This is a genomic window from Affinundibacterium baiyunense (assembly GCF_018139645.1).
Taxonomy (GTDB): Bacteria; Pseudomonadota; Gammaproteobacteria; order Burkholderiales; family Burkholderiaceae_D; genus Undibacterium; species Undibacterium baiyunense.
The window spans coordinates 80,966-97,214 of the sequence record NZ_JAGSPM010000008.1; the positions used below are offsets into that span (position 1 = coordinate 80,966).

Annotated in this window: 20 protein-coding genes; 12 read left to right on the plus strand and 8 right to left on the minus strand. The window is 45.5% G+C overall.

Annotated elements, in window-relative coordinates; genetic code table 11:
- The first annotated feature begins 8 nt into the window (after nucleotides 1–8).
- The 8 genes from thiS to KDM92_RS13600 all read left to right on the plus strand — a co-directional run bounded on the left by thiS (nucleotide 9) and on the right by KDM92_RS13600 (nucleotide 7,426).
- Nucleotides 9–209, plus strand: coding sequence for a sulfur carrier protein ThiS (gene thiS, locus KDM92_RS13565; protein ID WP_212684998.1), 201 nt, complete (start codon nucleotides 9–11; stop codon nucleotides 207–209).
- A gap of 302 nt (nucleotides 210–511) precedes the next feature.
- Nucleotides 512–1,306: a thiazole synthase gene (locus tag KDM92_RS13570; protein ID WP_212684999.1), complete on the plus strand. Its 795-nt coding sequence runs from the start codon at nucleotides 512–514 to the stop codon at nucleotides 1,304–1,306.
- 70 nt (nucleotides 1,307–1,376) lie between these two features.
- The gene (gene thiD, locus KDM92_RS13575; RefSeq protein WP_212685000.1) at nucleotides 1,377–2,246 is read left to right on the plus strand and encodes a bifunctional hydroxymethylpyrimidine kinase/phosphomethylpyrimidine kinase; all 870 of its coding nucleotides are present in this window, start codon (nucleotides 1,377–1,379) and stop codon (nucleotides 2,244–2,246) included.
- 3 nt (nucleotides 2,247–2,249) lie between these two features.
- Nucleotides 2,250–2,900, plus strand: a complete 651-nt coding sequence (thiE, locus tag KDM92_RS13580; protein WP_212685001.1) for a thiamine phosphate synthase — start codon at nucleotides 2,250–2,252, stop codon at nucleotides 2,898–2,900.
- Between the two features lie 231 nt (nucleotides 2,901–3,131).
- Entirely contained in the window at nucleotides 3,132–4,007 is an 876-nt protein-coding gene (locus KDM92_RS13585) for a response regulator (protein WP_212685002.1), read from the plus strand.
- Nucleotides 4,008–4,388: 381 nt separating this feature from the next.
- A complete protein-coding gene (locus tag KDM92_RS13590) occupies nucleotides 4,389–5,504 on the plus strand; it encodes an aromatic ring-hydroxylating oxygenase subunit alpha (protein ID WP_212685003.1) in 1,116 nt (371 codons plus the stop codon).
- Between the two features lie 92 nt (nucleotides 5,505–5,596).
- Nucleotides 5,597–6,541: a DMT family transporter gene (locus tag KDM92_RS13595; protein ID WP_212685004.1), complete on the plus strand. Its 945-nt coding sequence runs from the start codon at nucleotides 5,597–5,599 to the stop codon at nucleotides 6,539–6,541.
- A 9-nt stretch (nucleotides 6,542–6,550) separates the two neighbouring features.
- Nucleotides 6,551–7,426, plus strand: coding sequence for a sulfurtransferase (locus KDM92_RS13600; protein ID WP_212685005.1), 876 nt, complete (start codon nucleotides 6,551–6,553; stop codon nucleotides 7,424–7,426).
- Nucleotides 7,427–7,430: 4 nt separating this feature from the next.
- On the opposite strand, the gene KDM92_RS13605 is transcribed toward KDM92_RS13600, so the two are convergent.
- Together KDM92_RS13605 and KDM92_RS13610 are read right to left on the minus strand one after the other, a co-directional pair.
- The gene (locus KDM92_RS13605) at nucleotides 7,431–8,159 is read right to left on the minus strand and encodes a ZIP family metal transporter (protein ID WP_329603161.1); all 729 of its coding nucleotides are present in this window, start codon (nucleotides 8,157–8,159) and stop codon (nucleotides 7,431–7,433) included.
- Between the two features lie 156 nt (nucleotides 8,160–8,315).
- Nucleotides 8,316–8,789, minus strand: coding sequence for a DUF4124 domain-containing protein (locus KDM92_RS13610; protein WP_212685006.1), 474 nt, complete (start codon nucleotides 8,787–8,789; stop codon nucleotides 8,316–8,318).
- Nucleotides 8,790–9,000: 211 nt separating this feature from the next.
- Here KDM92_RS13610 and KDM92_RS13615 point away from each other — a divergent pair, with 211 nt between their 5' ends.
- Nucleotides 9,001–9,507, plus strand: a complete 507-nt coding sequence (locus KDM92_RS13615) for a hypothetical protein (RefSeq protein ID WP_212685007.1) — start codon at nucleotides 9,001–9,003, stop codon at nucleotides 9,505–9,507.
- A gap of 89 nt (nucleotides 9,508–9,596) precedes the next feature.
- Here KDM92_RS13615 and KDM92_RS13620 read toward each other — a convergent pair whose 3' ends face one another.
- From KDM92_RS13620 to KDM92_RS13630, 3 genes are read right to left on the minus strand one after another with little or no spacing between them, the layout of a single operon-like run.
- Nucleotides 9,597–10,079: a glutathione peroxidase gene (locus tag KDM92_RS13620; protein ID WP_212685008.1), complete on the minus strand. Its 483-nt coding sequence runs from the start codon at nucleotides 10,077–10,079 to the stop codon at nucleotides 9,597–9,599.
- Nucleotides 10,076–11,212, minus strand: coding sequence for a PilT/PilU family type 4a pilus ATPase (locus tag KDM92_RS13625; protein ID WP_189347316.1), 1,137 nt, complete (start codon nucleotides 11,210–11,212; stop codon nucleotides 10,076–10,078). Before KDM92_RS13625 ends, KDM92_RS13620 begins: the two co-directional genes overlap by 4 nt.
- Nucleotides 11,213–11,269: 57 nt before the next feature.
- Nucleotides 11,270–12,313: a type IV pilus twitching motility protein PilT gene (locus tag KDM92_RS13630; RefSeq protein WP_189347318.1), complete on the minus strand. Its 1,044-nt coding sequence runs from the start codon at nucleotides 12,311–12,313 to the stop codon at nucleotides 11,270–11,272.
- Nucleotides 12,314–12,468: 155 nt separating this feature from the next.
- Between KDM92_RS13630 and KDM92_RS13635 the strand changes: the two genes are divergently transcribed.
- From KDM92_RS13635 to KDM92_RS13645, 3 genes are all read left to right on the plus strand, one after another.
- Nucleotides 12,469–13,185, plus strand: a complete 717-nt coding sequence (locus KDM92_RS13635; protein WP_212685009.1) for a YggS family pyridoxal phosphate-dependent enzyme — start codon at nucleotides 12,469–12,471, stop codon at nucleotides 13,183–13,185.
- Entirely contained in the window at nucleotides 13,175–14,008 is an 834-nt protein-coding gene (proC, locus tag KDM92_RS13640; RefSeq protein WP_212685010.1) for a pyrroline-5-carboxylate reductase, read from the plus strand. The genes KDM92_RS13635 and proC overlap by 11 nt, the downstream gene beginning before the upstream one ends.
- Nucleotides 14,009–14,083: 75 nt before the next feature.
- Complete coding sequence (locus KDM92_RS13645) at nucleotides 14,084–14,935, plus strand: PA4780 family RIO1-like protein kinase (protein ID WP_212685011.1); 852 nt, start codon at nucleotides 14,084–14,086, stop codon at nucleotides 14,933–14,935.
- Nucleotides 14,936–15,013: 78 nt separating this feature from the next.
- On the opposite strand, the gene KDM92_RS13650 is transcribed toward KDM92_RS13645, so the two are convergent.
- The 3 genes from KDM92_RS13650 to KDM92_RS13660 are packed head-to-tail and all read right to left on the minus strand — an operon-like array spanning nucleotide 15,014 to nucleotide 16,201.
- Nucleotides 15,014–15,436, minus strand: a complete 423-nt coding sequence (locus KDM92_RS13650) for a YqjK family protein (RefSeq protein ID WP_212685012.1) — start codon at nucleotides 15,434–15,436, stop codon at nucleotides 15,014–15,016.
- 1 nt (nucleotide 15,437) lies between these two features.
- Nucleotides 15,438–15,884 carry a phage holin family protein gene (locus KDM92_RS13655; protein ID WP_212685013.1) on the minus strand — a complete coding sequence of 149 codons (447 nt, stop codon included), beginning with the start codon at nucleotides 15,882–15,884 and terminating at the stop codon, nucleotides 15,438–15,440.
- Nucleotides 15,885–15,889: 5 nt separating this feature from the next.
- Nucleotides 15,890–16,201, minus strand: coding sequence for an ElaB/YgaM/YqjD family protein (locus tag KDM92_RS13660; protein WP_212685014.1), 312 nt, complete (start codon nucleotides 16,199–16,201; stop codon nucleotides 15,890–15,892).
- Between the last annotated feature and the right edge of the window lie 48 nt (nucleotides 16,202–16,249).

Sequence of the window (16,249 nt, forward strand, 5' to 3'; positions counted from 1 at the left end):
AAATTGCAATGGAAATTCAGCTTAATGGCGAGCCACGTGTTTTGCATTCAGAAACGGATTTGCACAGCTTGATTAATGAACTGCAATTGGGTAATCAAGCAATTGCTGTTGCGGTTAATCGGCAAGTTATAGGTCGTGCGCTGTGGCAGCAGCATATCTTGCAAACAGGTGATCAGGTAGATGTGGTACGGGCGATTGGTGGCGGGTAAGTTGAGAGGTTCGATAAATTCAATTGTGGGGTGCTTTGCGTTGTTGCAAATGCTCGCAATACCGACGTATTGCTGTGCTTTGCGCCTAGCACATCATCCCCAAAATAGAATTTCTCGTACCTTCCAAATGCCAACAGAATTCTTTAAGTGAGCATTGTCCTTCTAATAGTGATCATGACGCTTTGCGTTTTGGGAATAATTCGGTGAGTGCAGAATTTTGTTATAGGGAATTATTGACATATTGAATTGAGGAAGATGGATTTCACGCAAATCAAAGTAGAAAAAACAAATCGGGACAAAATATGACAACAGAAACAAAATCAAACACGCTAACCATAGCAGGCAAAAGCTACAGCTCACGCCTCTTAGTCGGTAGCGGCAAATATAAAGACTTAGAGCAAACCAAACTCGCCACCGAAGCTAGCGGTGCGGAGATCATCACAGTGGCGATTCGCCGTGTGAACATCGGTCAAGATCCAAATGCGCCGAGTTTGCTCGATGTGGTACCTATGTCGAAGTACACCATTCTGCCAAACACAGCAGGATGCTATAACGCGAAAGACGCGATTTATACTTTGCAGCTTGGTCGCGAATTATTGGGTGGACACAAGTTGTGTAAGCTCGAAGTGTTGGGCGACGAAAAAACCTTATTCCCGAATATGCCAGAAACATTAGAAGCGGCCAAAGTGTTGGTGAAAGATGGCTTTGATGTGATGGTGTATTGCAGTGATGATCCTATCCAAGCGCGTATGTTGGAAGATATTGGCTGTGTCGCCGTGATGCCACTCGCTTCCTTGATCGGTTCTGGTATGGGTATCTTGAATCCTTGGAATTTGTCTTTGATCATTGAGCAAGCTCAGGTTCCTATCATTGTTGATGCCGGTGTTGGTACTGCCTCTGATGCAGCAATTGCGATGGAACTTGGTTGCGATGGTGTGTTGATGAATACCGCAATTGCTGGAGCACGTGATCCCATTCGTATGGCACGTGCGATGGGCTTAGCGGTAGAAGCTGGACGTGAGGCTTACTTAGCTGGGCGAATTGCGCGTAAGTTTGCGGCATCGCCATCGTCACCGATGGCTGGGCGTGTGGTTTGATTATCCGATTTAATTTTACTTATGCATGTTTGGTGCCGAAGGTAATCATACTTAGATGGAAAGAGGCTCGATGACAGCGGTACGACGATTGGATCAGCGTCCATCTGTGTTGGTATTTGCAGGGCATGACCCCAGCGGAGGTGCGGGAATTCAGGCCGATATTGAAGCGATTTCCGCACAGGGGGCGCATGCCTTAACGATTATTACTGCGCTTACTGTGCAGGACAATAATCGGGTAAGTGCCGTGTATCCTGTAGATGCAAAGATTTTACGCGCACAGTTTGCGCAATTGCTCGCGCATATTCCAATTGCCGCCGTAAAAATTGGTATCGTTGGATCGCAAGAAAATGCAAATGCGATTGCGCAATGTGTTGAGACTTTGCAAGAATTCCAAGCGCTTATTCCTGTGGTTGTTGATCCTGTGCTGGGTAGCGGTGGTGGTCATGCGTTGGTAGTTGATGATGCGGTGGTGGCGGTGCAAGCGGTATTGAGACGCGCAACCTTAATTACACCGAATTTGCCTGAGTTAAGACGTTTAGTTTCTGCAGAGAGAACAGATGAATTAAAGGCGATTGGTTTGTGCACAGAATTTAATTGCGATGTGCTACTCAAGGGTGGGCATGCGCAAGGTGACGACGTTGTAAATAGTTGGTATCAGCATGCTCAACTAATACAATCGCCGCTGCAGAATCAACATCCGCATCCACATCAGCATCCACAGTATTTTCATGCACGATCTTGGCGTTGGCCTCGATTGGAAGGCGAGTTCCATGGAACTGGTTGTACTTTGGCAGCGTCGATTGCTGCTCAACTGGCTTTAGGGAAAACACTGGAGGAAAGTTTGAGTGCAGCACAGGCCTATGTACAAAGAAGTTTGCAGCAGGCATATTCCATCGCGGCTGGACAAGCGATTCCGGCTAGAGTTTTGCAAAAAGGATAGAGAATGAATGTAAGGAGAGATTTTCACCCAGATCAACAACCACTGCGGCGAGGTTTATATTTGGTAACGCCAAATTGGGACGATACCGATCGATTGTTGGCAGTAACCGAGCGTGCATTGGCGGCAGGGGTAAGCTTGCTGCAATACCGACATAAAACGGCCAGTGTTGAATTGCGCTATGCGCAGGCTAGTGCATTGCAAAGTTTGTGCAGACAGTATGCAGTTCCATTTATTGTGAATGACTTTGTGCATCTAAGTCAGCAATTAGATGCCGACGGTGTGCATGTTGGTGGAAATGATGTGTCAGTAGCGCAGGCGCGTGCCATATTGGGGCCAGATAAAATCGTTGGTGCTTCTTGTTATGGTGATCTTGGTGCCGCACATTTATCGCAATTGCAGGGTGCGAGTTATGTGGCTTTTGGTGGTTTTTATCCGTCTGCGGTAAAGCAATATCCTGTCACCACTTGCCCTAGTATCGTGCAATCTGCGCGAGCGCAATTGACTTTGCCGCATGTTGTGATTGGTGGCATGACGGTTGAGTTAGCACGGCCTTTGATTAAGCGAGGCGCGCATATGGTGGCAGCGATAAGCAGTGTGTATTTGGCAGAACAACCAGATCAAGTCGTACGTGATTTTGTTGCCCTGTTTCAATAAAATTTTTCTGTGAATTTTGGGTTTGTTTTTTTGATGAAGTTCGGAGTTGTGTAAATTTTTCAAATTTTCTCAAATCGCGGTGAATTCAATAATTCCGGTGAAAAATCCCACAGATTTTTGTTCGATTTTCTACCTTCTGTCGGGAACCTTTACTGCGCACCCCACTTCTCGTTGTATGCTTATCGTATGAGCGGACCACTGAAAATTAAAAAAGTATAAGCAGGTTAAGCAATGAATCAATCTACATCGATGGCGACTGCATCACCGACTAGTCGCCGATTTGTTTTGGAAATGCGTGGATTTACTAATGCTGAAAAAAGCATGTTGACATCCACTTTCCGTCTTACCAGCCGTCGTGAGATGTCTTATGTCGAGGCCAGTGAGGGCGATGGTCGTGCTGATATTTATTTGATCAACGCAGATAATCCTGAGGCATTAGCCGATTTAGCGCGTCGCGATATTGGCGTGCCAAATGCTCATTCGCCAGCGGTGGTAATTGGCAGAACGCCAGTCGAGACACCTTGGCCATTTGTGAGTAAGCCTATCCATTGGATGCGCTTGTTTGAGAATCTTGATCAAGAGATGCAAAGAGCATTGCAACAGCGTAGTGCACGCGTTGTTGCTAATGAGCATTGGGATGGCGCGACATTACGACGTTCAAGCGATCAAAAAACACCTGTGGCTGCCGTCGTGGTGGAGGCGCCAGCACGCGAAACAGTGCTGGTTGTTGACGATAGTGCGACGGTGCGGGCATTTATGCGCATCAAGTTGTCACCGTTTCAATTTGATGTCGATTTTGCAGAAACAGGCGAACAAGCGGTAGAGAAGGCCGCTGCAAAGGCCGACATCAAGCCGTACAACTGTATATTTCTCGATATTATGATGCCAGGGATTGATGGCTATGAAGTATGCAAACGTATAAAAGCCAATGCGAAGACAAAATCCTCTGCAGTCGTGATGCTAACCAGTAAATCTTCAATCATTGATAAATTGCGTGCCAATTGGTCTGGCTGCGATGCCTTTCTTAGTAAGCCCGTGGCGGAAGATGATTTGCTAGCAACGATTGCCAAATTTTTACCGAGTGCGCGCGATTCGGTTAAAGATTAATGCCGTTTCAGCTCAGATGAATTATTTGTGATGCGTTTATTGAGTACGACGCTGATGCTCGTGTAGTTGAACTGGCAGATGCCACTCCTGATAAAGGCCTTTTTTCTTTTTATTTAGGTGTTGTCTACCTACTAAGCTTCTAACTTTCCGCACTAGTGTGTGCTAAAGTTAGCTAACTGACTATTCTCAAGCAAAACAAGACCTTAGCAAGGGTTTCGGGTATAATCTCGCGTTCTGTCCAAAATTTCCTCATCAAGTGCTTTTTATTAGGCACTTGATGTTCCTTGTTTGAATTTTTGACGTTGATAAAAATCACGCAAAAATAGGTTTTTGTGGATTCTTTCTCTCTTAGGTTGGTGCAAATTAATTTGGGGGGTGGGGATGTCCGATCTGGCTTCTTTGTCTACATTAGCGCGTTCTGACGCGCAACTTCCGGTGCATGTGTATTTTGATCAAGGCTTATTAGAGCGCGAGATCAAACAATTATTTCAATCTGGCCCACGTTACGTTGGTCATGAATTGATGGTTCCCAATGTCGGTGATTATGCGACCCTCGCTTCAGAGAATGAGGGGCGTATGCTGGTGCGCGGCAAAGACGGTATTGAATTACTGTCGAATGTTTGCCGTCATCGTCAAGCTTTAATGTTTGGCGGTCCAGGCACGACAGGACGAGGCAATACGAATCACATCGTTTGTCCTTTGCATCGTTGGACTTACGATCTCAAAGGTGAGCTGATTGGTGCGCCGCATTTCAAAGATACACCTTGTCTGAATCTTTCTCGTACGCCTTTGCAAAGTTGGAATGGTTTGCTGTTCGAACAAAATGGCTACAACGTGATGGAAAAGATGGCGCAATTGTCGGTCACTAAGGATTTAGATTTCACTGATTACATGCTAGATCATGTCGAAGTGCATGAATGTGATTACAACTGGAAAACTTTTATTGAAGTTTATCTCGAGGATTATCACGTTGAACCCTTCCATCCGGGATTGGGTAGTTTTGTCACTTGTGATGATTTGAAATGGGAGTTTGGTGAAGATTACAGTGTGCAAACCGTCGGCGTACATAAAGGCTTATTAAAATCTGGTTCGCCAAAATACCAAGCTTGGCAAGAGCAAGTTTTAAAATTCCGTCGTGGCGAACCTCCAAAATACGGCGCGATTTGGCTGACTTTGTATCCGAATATTATGGTCGAATGGTATCCCCATGTTTTGGTGGTATCAACGCTATGGCCGACCGCGACAGGTAAAACCAAGAACGTAGTTGAGTTTTATTATCCTGAAGAAATCGTCTTATTCGAGCGTGAATTCATCGAGGCAGAACGTGCCGCGTATATGGAAACCTGTATCGAAGACGATGAAATCGGCATGCGCATGGATGCTGGACGCAAGATTTTGCTCGATCGTGGACAAAATGAAGTCGGTCCATATCAATCACCGATGGAAGATGGTATGCAGCATTTCCATGAATGGTATCGAAGTAAGATGCAGTTCTAAATGTAGATAGATTATGGGGAAGCAATGCTTCCCCATAGTTTTTTTGTCTCCAGTTTAATAAAACGAATAGTCAATTCAGTTAAAGAGGATGTATGCAAGCACTGTGGATGTTGGTCGCGACCTTTTTGTTTTCATTGATGGGTGTCTGCGTCAAACTGGCCTCTGAAACCTACAACACAGCAGAGATCGTCACCTATCGCGGTGCAATTGGTGTGATTGGAATCTATTTGATCATGCGCTGGCAAAATGGAACCCTGCGTAGCTCGATGATTCAAGGCCATGTTTGGCGCGGCATTTTTGGTGTTACTTCACTTTGGTTGTGGTTTTATTCAATTTCTAAGCTGCCATTATCCTTATCCGTCACGCTCAGTTATATGTCGTCGATTTGGGTTGCTGTGATTTTGTTTGCGACTTCATGGTGGAAAAATCGTGGCAAAGATGTGGTGCATTTGCCTCCTCAATTAGTTTGGTCGATTTTGTTAGGTTTTGTTGGCGTTGTGATGTTGCTGCGCCCGACAATACGTGCAGATCAATTATTCGATAGTTTGATCGCCCTTTGTTCGGGCTTTATCGCTGCACTCGCTTATATTCAAGTCCGACAAATGGGTGTTGCGGGCGAGCCTGAATACCGCGTGGTTTTTTATTTTTCATTGGTTTGTACCGCGATGGGTCTGCTCGGGCAATTCTGGCACTTCAATACTTTTACAGAATCGCAATTAGCTGCTCATGTGAATCATCATTTGTTCGAGCCAAAAGGCATTGCATTGTTGCTTGGTGTAGGGATATTCGCGATGGTCGCGCAATTAGCGATGACCCGTTCATATCGACTTGGCAATCCTTTGGTTGCCGCAAATCTGCAATATGTGGGTATCGTCTTCACAAGTGCCTTAGACGTAATGATTTGGAACTTGAATTTGAGTTGGATCAGTTGGTTAGGAATTGCAGTAATTTTAGCAAGCGGTATGATAGCGTCTTCATTTAATAGTGGTGCTAGTGCAAAGACTGAAGCGCCTGATGCTACCAACAAAACTACCTAAGGACAATCTATGTTGACGACTTTAATTAGTGCCGAACAACTTGCCGCGCAATTACGTAATGAAGTAAGTCAAAAGAATCTAGTAATTGTCGATTGCCGCCATGATTTGATGGATGCACAAGCGGGTAAAAATGCTTACGATGCAGGCCATATTCCGCGTGCTATTTTTGCCAATCTGGATACGGATTTGTCCGGTAGTAAATATGATGCAGATGGTGTATTTGCTGGCCGCCATCCTTTGCCTAAAGTTGATGACCTACTACAAACATTGCGCCATTTTGGTATCAATAACGATACCCAAGTGGTCGCTTATGACGCGCATGGTGGCATGTTCGCTGCACGCCTCTGGTGGTTGCTACGTTCGATTGGTCATGCATCGGTTGCGGTTTTGGATGGCGGTATCGGTGCATGGACTGCTAATGGCAATCCGCTGCAAACCGAGGCGGCACAAAATTCCGTAGGGAATATTGCATTGCGACCTACATTAACCAAGCAAGTGAATGTACACGATGTTTTGAATAATCTATCGGCGAGTTCCGAACTACAACATCAAGTGATTGATGCTCGTGCAGCAGATCGCTTTCGTGGAGAAAACGAAACTATCGACCCAGTTGGCGGACATATTCCAGGTGCGAAGAATCGCTTCTTTAAGGATAATTTACAGGCAGATGGTCGATTTAAATCAGCCCAGCAATTGCGTCAAGAATGGTTGGACTTGATCACTGAGCCGAGCAAATCAATTATGCAATGTGGTTCCGGCGTGACTGCTTGCCATAATCTACTGGCGCTGGAAGTTGCAGGATTGTCTGGTGCGGCTTTGTATCCGGGCTCTTGGAGTGAGTGGTGCGCTGATGCAAAACGTCCGGTTGCAAGCGGATCGCAATAAACTATTAATGCAGATGCTGGGTCATTAATAGAACCAGCGCTACACCAGCGGTGACTAAGATAATTTGCGGTATGGTTTCTTTTAAACTTGCACGGCGCTGCATCTGCGGCATTAAGTCACTTACCGCGATGTAAATGAATCCTGATGACGCTAGCACCAACACATAAGGAATCAGTGAATTGGCTTGATCAAGTGTGTAATAGCCAATCACACCACCCAGTACCGACATCAGGCTGCAAATAAGATTGTAAAAATAAGCGCGGGCACGACTAAATCCGGCATTAAGTAAAACGATAAAATCGCCGACTTCTTGCGGGATCTCATGCGCAATAATCGCCAATGCCGTCACAATTCCCAAGCTAGGGTCAGCTAGAAATGCAGCGGCGATTAAAATCCCATCGGTGAAATTATGCAAGCCGTCGCCAATCAAAATCATCCAACCTGATTTGCCAGCCTCATGCGCATCATGTCCATGTTCGTGATGATGTCCATCGCCTTCGTGGTGATGGGAGTGTCGTAACACTGCAAATTTTTCTAACAAGAAAAACGCCAGTAAGCCACCTAATAAGCAAGCAAATAACGAGCGTGGATCGGTTCCCGCTTCGAAGGCGCGTGGCAGAGCGTGCAGGAAAGACGTTGACAGCATTATCCCTACCGACAAGCTGACCATACGCTCGACTAACTTGGAAAGTAGCGTGAACGAGAAAATGGCAGCAAAGCTGATACTCAACACGCCAGCAATCGTGGTCGTGAAAATAATGGAAGTCAGGGTGGAATGAATTTTGAGCCTCGGTGCGGAATGGGGTGCAACTATGTTGCAATTAGACCACAAATTGAAGAATTCTGCAATTCGTTTGCCGCAGGACGATCTGGTAAATCGTCCTGGTTGTTAGTTGTCGCGACAAGATTTTAATTTTTGATTAATTTTCTTAATTTCTTCTTGACGCTTTTCATCTTCCATAAAAATCGGTTCGCCTTGTGCATTTTCTCGGACGATAATCGGTAGTCCGTTCTCCAACGTGATTAGACGCTTCTTATCTTGATAGCATTTCTCATCATCGGCGCGTCGCTTATCGCGCTCGCGCGCTTCTTGTTCTTCTTTTTGTTTTTGTCGCTCTTTAAATTCAATTTCTTTGGCCCACAAACTCTGTGTCGGTTTTTTCGTGCTTGGTTGAGCGCCTAAGCCATTTGCCACTGGAGTGATCTCAACTTCTTTTACCAGCGTGCTGCCAGCAGGGCAGCGACTCGCCATAATTTTGCGACCTTGTGCATCTTTGCACTCATAAATTTGCGCTTGCGCACTTGGTGCTAGTCCACATAATCCAATAATTATTAAGAAATCTTTTCTGAAGTGAAATGACATAAGGTATTCTCTCGTCGAATGGAATGACAATTTTATGTGCGTCAAATGTGAATGGATTCTTGCCGGTATTGACCAATCGTCACAGTCAGCAATGTGTTCATGGATATAAACCAAACAGGAATAATATGTCGAGACACGTCCACGCACTACTATATTGTAATTTTTGTTGATTGTAGAAAGTATTTAACATCGAGTGAATTGGGGAAAGTGAATGATGAATGACGGTGAGAAATACCAGCAAGTCATGTGCGATTTTATTGAAAGTTTGGGTATCGCGATTATCCCCAAGCGATTGGATCACCCGACTTTTCTCCCTGGTCTAGATTTAGGCCCGAATTGTATTTATCTTGATGCAGAGAAAATGCAGTATCCCGGTGATTTATTACATGAGGCCGGACATCTAGCCGTGACTACTGCTGCGCAACGTGCGGCAGTGGGTAGCGATGCGCTCGAATTACCTTGGCCAACCGATGGTGAAGAAATTGCTGCAGTGCTGTGGTCGTATGCCGCAGCCGTGCATTTAGGCGTACCACTAGAAGTGGTATTTCATGATAGTGGTTATAAAAACGATTCGGCGTGGTTGATCGACAACTTCAGTCGCGGGCAATACATTGGATTACCGCTGCTGCAATGGATGGGTTTATGTTTCGATGAGCAGCAAGCTGCTATGCACAAGACTCGTGCTTTTCCTACTATGCAAAAATGGTTGCGAGATTAAAAGTTGATGGCGATTATGTCGTCATGGAATACAAAGTAGGGCTAGTAAAAATAAGCTTTCGTTTTTTTACTAGCCATTGATTTGTTCGTCTATTCTACCAGTAACTGCAGAATGTCTTCGCGAATTTCGGCTGGCGTAGTTTGTGGTGCGTAGCGCTTAAATACACTGCCATCCTTGCGTAGCAAAAATTTGGTGAAATTCCACTTGATCATTTCTGTGCCTAAAACGCCGGGTGCGTGGCTTTTCAGATATTGAAACAGCGGATGCGCGGTTTCCCCATTGACATCGACTTTCTCAAACATCGGAAAGCTGACGCCATAATTGCGTTCACAGAATTGACTAATTTGCGTTGCATCCCCTGGCTCTTGTTGACCAAATTGATTGCAAGGGAAACCTAAAACGACGAAACCTTGGGGTGCAAATTCTTGATACAGCGTTTCTAAGCCTTGATATTGTGGCGTGTAACCGCAATTGCTTGCGGTATTGACGATCAAAGCGACTTTGCCAGCGTATTCGCTGAGGTCGACGTGAACGCCATTGAGTCGCTTGGCATCAAATGCTAGCGCGCTCATACAATGCCTAAATGCTGTGTGCCTGCGGACAAATCGCGATTACTTGCATCTTTGCCGCGTAGCTTAATTGCCAAACGAAGTTCGTTGACAGAATCAGCATTGCGCAAAGCATCTTCGTAGGTAATTAAGTCAGCTTCATGTAAATCAAATAGCGATTTATCGAAAGTAATCATGCCCAACTCTTCTGATTTCTTCATGATTTCTTTGATTTCGTGAACATCGCCTTTGAAAATTAAATCAGAAATCAAAGGCGAATTCAGCATGATCTCAATCGCTGCAATACGTCCCTTGCGTCCTCGTAAGGGAACCAAGCGCTGAGAAATCACAGCTTTCAAGTTCAAGGACAAATCCATCAACAATTGCGCGCGACGCTCTTCTGGGAAAAAGTTAATCATACGATCAAGCGCTTGGTTGGCACTGTTGGCGTGTAGTGTCGCCAAACATAAGTGGCCGGTCTCGGCAAATGCAATCGCCAAATCCATGGTTTCGCGTGAACGAATCTCACCAATTTGAATCACATCGGGCGCTTGACGCAGCGTATTTTTCAGCGCCACTTCCCAGTCATCGGTGTCGATTCCAACTTCACGTTGCGTAATAATGCAATTGCCATGTGGATGGACATATTCAATTGGATCTTCAATCGTGATGATGTGGCCGTAGCTATTCGCATTTCTATGTCCAACCATCGCCGCTAATGTAGTGGATTTACCTGAGCCTGTCGCACCAACCATAATCACCAGACCACGTTTGGTCATCGCGATTTCTTTTAATTGATTGGGCAGTCCTAATTCTTCAAAAGTAGGAATGGCAGAAGTAATCGTCCGCAACACCATACCAACGCGCCCTTGTTGCAAGAAGGCAGAGACACGGAAGCGACCAAGTCCAGGTGGATTGATCGCAAAGTTACACTCTTTGGTCGATTCAAATTCTGAAGCCTGTCTATCGTTCATAATCGCGCGCGCTAAATCAACCGTATGCGCGGTCGTCAACACTTGATTTGAGACCGGTGTTACTTTGCCGTCGATCTTAAACGCAGGTGGAAAATCGGCGGTGATAAAAAGATCTGAACCATTTTTGCTCAACATCAGTTTGAGCAAATCATTCATAAACTTGGTGGCCTGATCGCGTTCCATGAAACTTCCTTCTACTAAATTTTATGAGTTCTCAACAAGTGGTGGGCAATTCGCAGATTAGCCTGGGAAGTTATCTGGGATCTTCGCAGCGGCTCTCGCGGTAGCCGCTGAAATCACGTTGCGGCGTAGAAGATCCGATAAATTCTGATCTAAAGTCTGCATACCGACGTTGCTACCGGTTTGAATTGCCGAGTACATTTGTGCGACTTTCGCTTCGCGAATCAAGTTACGAATCGCTGGAGTACCCACCATAATTTCATGTGCGGCAACACGACCAGAACCATCCTTCGTTTTTAATAAAGTTTGGGAGATAACCGCTTGCAAGGATTCGGACAACATGGAGCGAACCATTTCTTTTTCTTCGGCAGGGAAGACGTCGATAATACGGTCGATTGTTTTTGCTGCTGAAGATGTATGTAAAGTACCGAACACTAAGTGACCCGTTTCTGCTGCGGTCAGAGCCAACCGTATGGTTTCTAAGTCACGCAACTCACCCACCAAGATCACGTCAGGATCTTCACGCAGTGCGGAACGTAAAGCGTTTGAGAATGAATGGGTGTGCGGGCCGACTTCACGTTGATTGATTAAGCATTTTTTCGAGTCGTGGACAAATTCAATCGGATCTTCCACGGTCAGGATGTGGCCATATTCACTTTCGTTGACATGATTCACCATGCCTGCCAGTGTGGTTGATTTACCAGAACCAGTTGGTCCCGTCACCAACACCAAACCACGTGCTTTCAATGCAAATTCGGCAAAGCATTTTGGCGCATTGAGTTGTTCTAGTGTCAGAATCTTGGATGGAATCGTACGCATAACCGCCGCTGCACCGCGTTCTTGATTAAATGCATTGACACGGAATCGGGCGAGGCCAGGAATCGCAAACGAAAAGTCGCATTCGAGGTTTTCTTCAAAGTGCTTACGCTGACCGTCATTCATGATGTCATAAATAAGCGCGTGTACATCTTTGTGTTCTAGTGGTGGTAAATTGATGCGTCGTACGTCACCGTGTACGCGGATCATAGGTGGCAAACCAGAAGACAAGTGTAGATCGGATGCGTTATTCTTAACCGAGAATGCGAGAAGTTCTGAGATATCCATTTATAATCCGATACGAAATAATTGAAGTGGGTTGATCATGCTGAGTGAAATTGTCGAAATCGCTGCGCGACTTATGCAATTTTATGCAATTCACTTACCTGAGTGACTCATTTGATTTTAGTCTGATTGTTTAATGCAGTGCTACGTCCTTGATTATGTCCTTAATCTCCCAAAACTTGCAAGTCGTGCATGAGGCAATTGCACTAAGTGCGGCGCGCTATGGCAGGAATCCAACTGAAATTGCTTTATTAGCAGTATCTAAAACCTTTGGCGCAGAGCATGTTGTGCAAGCATGGCAAGCTGGTCAGCGCATGTTTGGTGAAAATTATGTGCAAGAAGGCGTTGATAAAATTGCTGAAGTTCGCCGCTTGTTAGCCGACGATTGTGCCGCAGATCAGTTGGTTTGGCATTTTATTGGCCCGATACAAAGTAATAAAACACGCCCGATCGCGGAGAATTTTTCTTGGGTACATTCGATTGATCGCGAAAAAATTGCGACGCGTTTATCAGAACAACGTCCGGCCAGTCTTGGCAAACTACAAGTTTGTTTGCAGGTTAATATTAGTGGCGAAGCTAGTAAGAGTGGCGTTAGCCCGGATCAATTATTAGCATTGGCAAAGCATGTTGTGCAATTGCCTAACTTAAACATGCGCGGGCTAATGTGTGTGCCGGAGGCGAACGAGGATGAAGCAGCTCAGCGCCAAGCGTTTCGTTCTCTAGCCGATCTGCGACAACAATTACAAACCCAAGGGATTATGCTGGATACATTATCGATGGGCATGAGTGCGGATATGCAAGCAGCGATTGCGGAAGGCAGTACGATGGTAAGAATTGGTAGTGCTATTTTTGGAAAGAGAAATTATGCAGTCTAATTTGCGTATCGCTTTTATCGGTGGCGGTAACATGGCAGGTGCTTTAATCAGTAGTTTAGTGAATAAGCTGGCCGCACCAACACAAATCCATGTGATCGATTTAAATCCTGATAGTTTACAGAATCTAGTTACCCGATATGGTGTCAGTACCAGTCTTGGCACCGAGCAAGCGGATTCAAATTTGCGTAGCGCAGATTTGATCGTGCTTGCGGTGAAACCTCAGCAATTGCATACAGTTGCAGCAAGTTTGTCACCGTATATCCAATCACAAATCGTGCTCTCGGTAGCCGCAGGAATACGAGCGGCGGATTTATCACGTTGGTTAGGTGGCTACCAAAAGATCGTGCGCGCCATGCCGAATACGCCAGCAATGATAGGCTTGGGGATGAGTGGCTTGTATGCAATGGATGCAGTGAGCATGGCTGAGCGTAATGTGGCACAAAATATTATGCAAGCTGTTGGTGACACTTTATGGGTTGAGCAAGAAACGATGATCGATGCCGTGACCGCAGTTTCTGGTAGTGGTCCGGCTTATGTTTTTTATTTTATGGAGGCGATGCAAGAAGCGGCGCAGCAGTTAGGTTTTGATGCAGCACAGGCACGTCAATTAGCATTAGCGACTTTTCAAGGCGCGGCGCAGTTGGCACAGCAATCCGATGAATCAGTAAGCATCTTGCGTGAACGGGTGACTTCTAAAGGCGGTACAACTTATGCTGCTTTATGTAGTATGGATGCGAGCGCAGTGAAGCCAGCAATACATCAAGCAGTGATGGCGGCGGCGCAACGTGGCAAGGAATTGGGAGATGAATTTGGACAAAATTAATTGTTCGCCTAAACTGTTGGTGCAAAGGCTTCTTCAAAGTGTTCATCAAAGCATTGAGAAAAATATTGATTGCTCATGAAAACGCCAAAGCGCCTACAAGCTCTCGTCGATGAAGGCATGATGGATGAAGTGTTGAGTCAATTAATGAGTGGCAAAGAAGCGACGGTGTATGTCGTGCGTTGTGGCGATCAAATACGTTGCGCGAAAATGTATAAAGAAGCTGGTCAACGCAGCTTCAAGCAAGCCGCAGCATATCAAGAAGGGCGCACCGTAAAAAATAGTCGGCAGGCGCGCGCAATGCAAAAAGGTTCGAAGTATGGCCGCAAGATGCAAGAAGAAGTTTGGCAAAATGCTGAAGTCGATGCGCTTTACAAATTAGCGGATGCCGGTGTGCGAGTTCCCAAACCGCATATTTGTTTTGAAGGCGTGCTGCTGATGGATTTAGTCAGCACCGAGGATGGTCAAGTCGCACCACGTTTGAACGACGTTAATCTGAGTCATGCGCAAGCCTTGGTTTATCACGAAGAGTTGATTCAACAAGTGGTGTTGATGTTATGTGCTGGGATTGTCCATGGTGACTTGTCTGAATTTAATATTCTGTTGAACGAACAAGGTCCTGTGATTATCGATTTGCCACAAGCGGTGAATGCCGCTGGCAATATGGGCGCGGCTGCGATGTTGTACCGCGATGTTGATAATCTAAAAAATTACTTCAGTCAGTTCGCACCAGAACTCGCACTGACTCAATATGGCAAAGAGATTTGGCAGCTATATGTAGCAGGCTTATTGCGACCAGATACCGTGTTGACGGGTATAGTTGCGGAAGCTAAGCGCCCGGTTGATGTGCATGCGGTAATCGAAGAAATCGAACTCGCTCGTCTAGAAGCGGAAGCTGAACTGCAAAGACGTTTGATACAAACGAACTAAATAGTGAACTCAAAAGCAAACTGAAAAACAAACTCAAAAGCGAATTCAAAAGCGCAGGACTATTTGAATTGAAGTAGTTTATTGCGATGATGATTGGCTTGTATTGAGGTTTTTGGTATCGGAGCTATTTGTACGGGACGCTGCACTACGTGCGCGCCAACTGCGAATCAAAGGCAATAAGACTGGTGCTAATGTTTGCCACCAGCGCCAAGAGGATAAACCTGTTTTCAATAAAAAGAACGCGCGCTTTGGTTTGACGATGGTGATTCCAGCGGCGAATATGGCGAGTAAGATGGGTGACGCGCGCAATGCTTTCGCGGTGCGTAGTCCAATTTCAATATAGCGTAAATGATCTTGAATTTGCGCGCCATGCCACCGTAATTCCAATCTTTGTAATCGACATTGTGCGAGCAAGATTTGTTTGCGTGCCTGTAACAATTGCGCGCGGTTGTGCTTGATTGATTTGGTCGACATATTCGAAGATGGCGTGATTGTCGACATGCTAGAAGCCTTCATTGTCGGCATCACTGTCACGATTGCCACGATTTTTAGGTGCCGACGAATCGCTACTATCGTCAGGAGTTTTGCTTTGTTGACGTAATACAGCGATATCGTTTTGTAACTCGCCCAAACTAGCAGCCAGCAAGCGCGGTTTATTTTTGATTGCAGTTTTCAGATAAAAGAAGATACCAACACTGGCAAGTGCAAAAATTGTGATTAAGGCACTTAAGGCGAGTTCTCGATGATTATCCCAAAAAATAATTAAGATCAGCAATATCAGTAGCAGTACCGTGACGATGCCACAAAAGAGGCCGACTAAAGAGAGAATGAAATAATTGGCATAGCGCCCGAACTCTTCTTCGATTTCTAATGAAGCGAGTTCAAGACGCGTATGCAAGCTTTCGATCAGGCTCGCACCAAAGCGTGCAATTGAATCGGTGAGCGCCATTCGATTTACTTACTTCTGGCGATGAGCAAACCAATCAGCAATCCAACGCCTGCCGCAATACCGGCGGTTTTCCATGGATTGTCATGAACATAATCATCTGCCGCATGCGCCGCATCTTTGGTTTTCTTGACGACCACATCTTCGATACGGTCAATTTCTTTGCGTGCGTTTTTCAAACTGCTTTGTAACTTATCTTTTGCATTTTGAAATCCATCACCCGCTTGCTGCTCGGAGTTTTTAATTAATTCCTCTGCGTCTTTCAAGATTTGTGTCAATTCACGCATTAGATCGGCTTTGTGTTGATCAACAGAATTCATGGCATTTCCTTGTAAGATGAGTTATTACAACCGCATATGACCTAAGCT

Excerpts from the sequence above, each read along its gene's own strand:
- KDM92_RS13615 (WP_212685007.1), top strand. The coding sequence starts at position 9,001 with ATGATGAATGACGGTGAGAAATACCAGCAAGTCATGTGCGATTTTATT.
- KDM92_RS13585 (WP_212685002.1), top strand. The coding sequence starts at position 3,132 with ATGAATCAATCTACATCGATGGCGACTGCATCACCGACTAGTCGCCGA.
- KDM92_RS13660 (WP_212685014.1), bottom strand. The coding sequence starts at position 16,201 with ATGAATTCTGTTGATCAACACAAAGCCGATCTAATGCGTGAATTGACA.
- KDM92_RS13600 (WP_212685005.1), top strand. The coding sequence starts at position 6,551 with ATGTTGACGACTTTAATTAGTGCCGAACAACTTGCCGCGCAATTACGT.
- KDM92_RS13570 (WP_212684999.1), top strand. The coding sequence starts at position 512 with ATGACAACAGAAACAAAATCAAACACGCTAACCATAGCAGGCAAAAGC.
- KDM92_RS13595 (WP_212685004.1), top strand. The coding sequence starts at position 5,597 with ATGCAAGCACTGTGGATGTTGGTCGCGACCTTTTTGTTTTCATTGATG.
- KDM92_RS13620 (WP_212685008.1), bottom strand. The coding sequence starts at position 10,079 with ATGAGCGCGCTAGCATTTGATGCCAAGCGACTCAATGGCGTTCACGTC.
- KDM92_RS13645 (WP_212685011.1), top strand. The coding sequence starts at position 14,084 with ATGAAAACGCCAAAGCGCCTACAAGCTCTCGTCGATGAAGGCATGATG.
- KDM92_RS13625 (WP_189347316.1), bottom strand. The coding sequence starts at position 11,212 with ATGGAACGCGATCAGGCCACCAAGTTTATGAATGATTTGCTCAAACTG.
- KDM92_RS13630 (WP_189347318.1), bottom strand. The coding sequence starts at position 12,313 with ATGGATATCTCAGAACTTCTCGCATTCTCGGTTAAGAATAACGCATCC.
- thiS (WP_212684998.1), top strand. The coding sequence starts at position 9 with ATGGAAATTCAGCTTAATGGCGAGCCACGTGTTTTGCATTCAGAAACG.
- KDM92_RS13655 (WP_212685013.1), bottom strand. The coding sequence starts at position 15,884 with ATGGCGCTCACCGATTCAATTGCACGCTTTGGTGCGAGCCTGATCGAA.
- thiD (WP_212685000.1), top strand. The coding sequence starts at position 1,377 with ATGACAGCGGTACGACGATTGGATCAGCGTCCATCTGTGTTGGTATTT.
- KDM92_RS13610 (WP_212685006.1), bottom strand. The coding sequence starts at position 8,789 with ATGTCATTTCACTTCAGAAAAGATTTCTTAATAATTATTGGATTATGT.
- KDM92_RS13590 (WP_212685003.1), top strand. The coding sequence starts at position 4,389 with ATGTCCGATCTGGCTTCTTTGTCTACATTAGCGCGTTCTGACGCGCAA.
- thiE (WP_212685001.1), top strand. The coding sequence starts at position 2,250 with ATGAATGTAAGGAGAGATTTTCACCCAGATCAACAACCACTGCGGCGA.
- KDM92_RS13635 (WP_212685009.1), top strand. The coding sequence starts at position 12,469 with ATGTCCTTAATCTCCCAAAACTTGCAAGTCGTGCATGAGGCAATTGCA.
- KDM92_RS13650 (WP_212685012.1), bottom strand. The coding sequence starts at position 15,436 with ATGTCGACAATCACGCCATCTTCGAATATGTCGACCAAATCAATCAAG.
- proC (WP_212685010.1), top strand. The coding sequence starts at position 13,175 with ATGCAGTCTAATTTGCGTATCGCTTTTATCGGTGGCGGTAACATGGCA.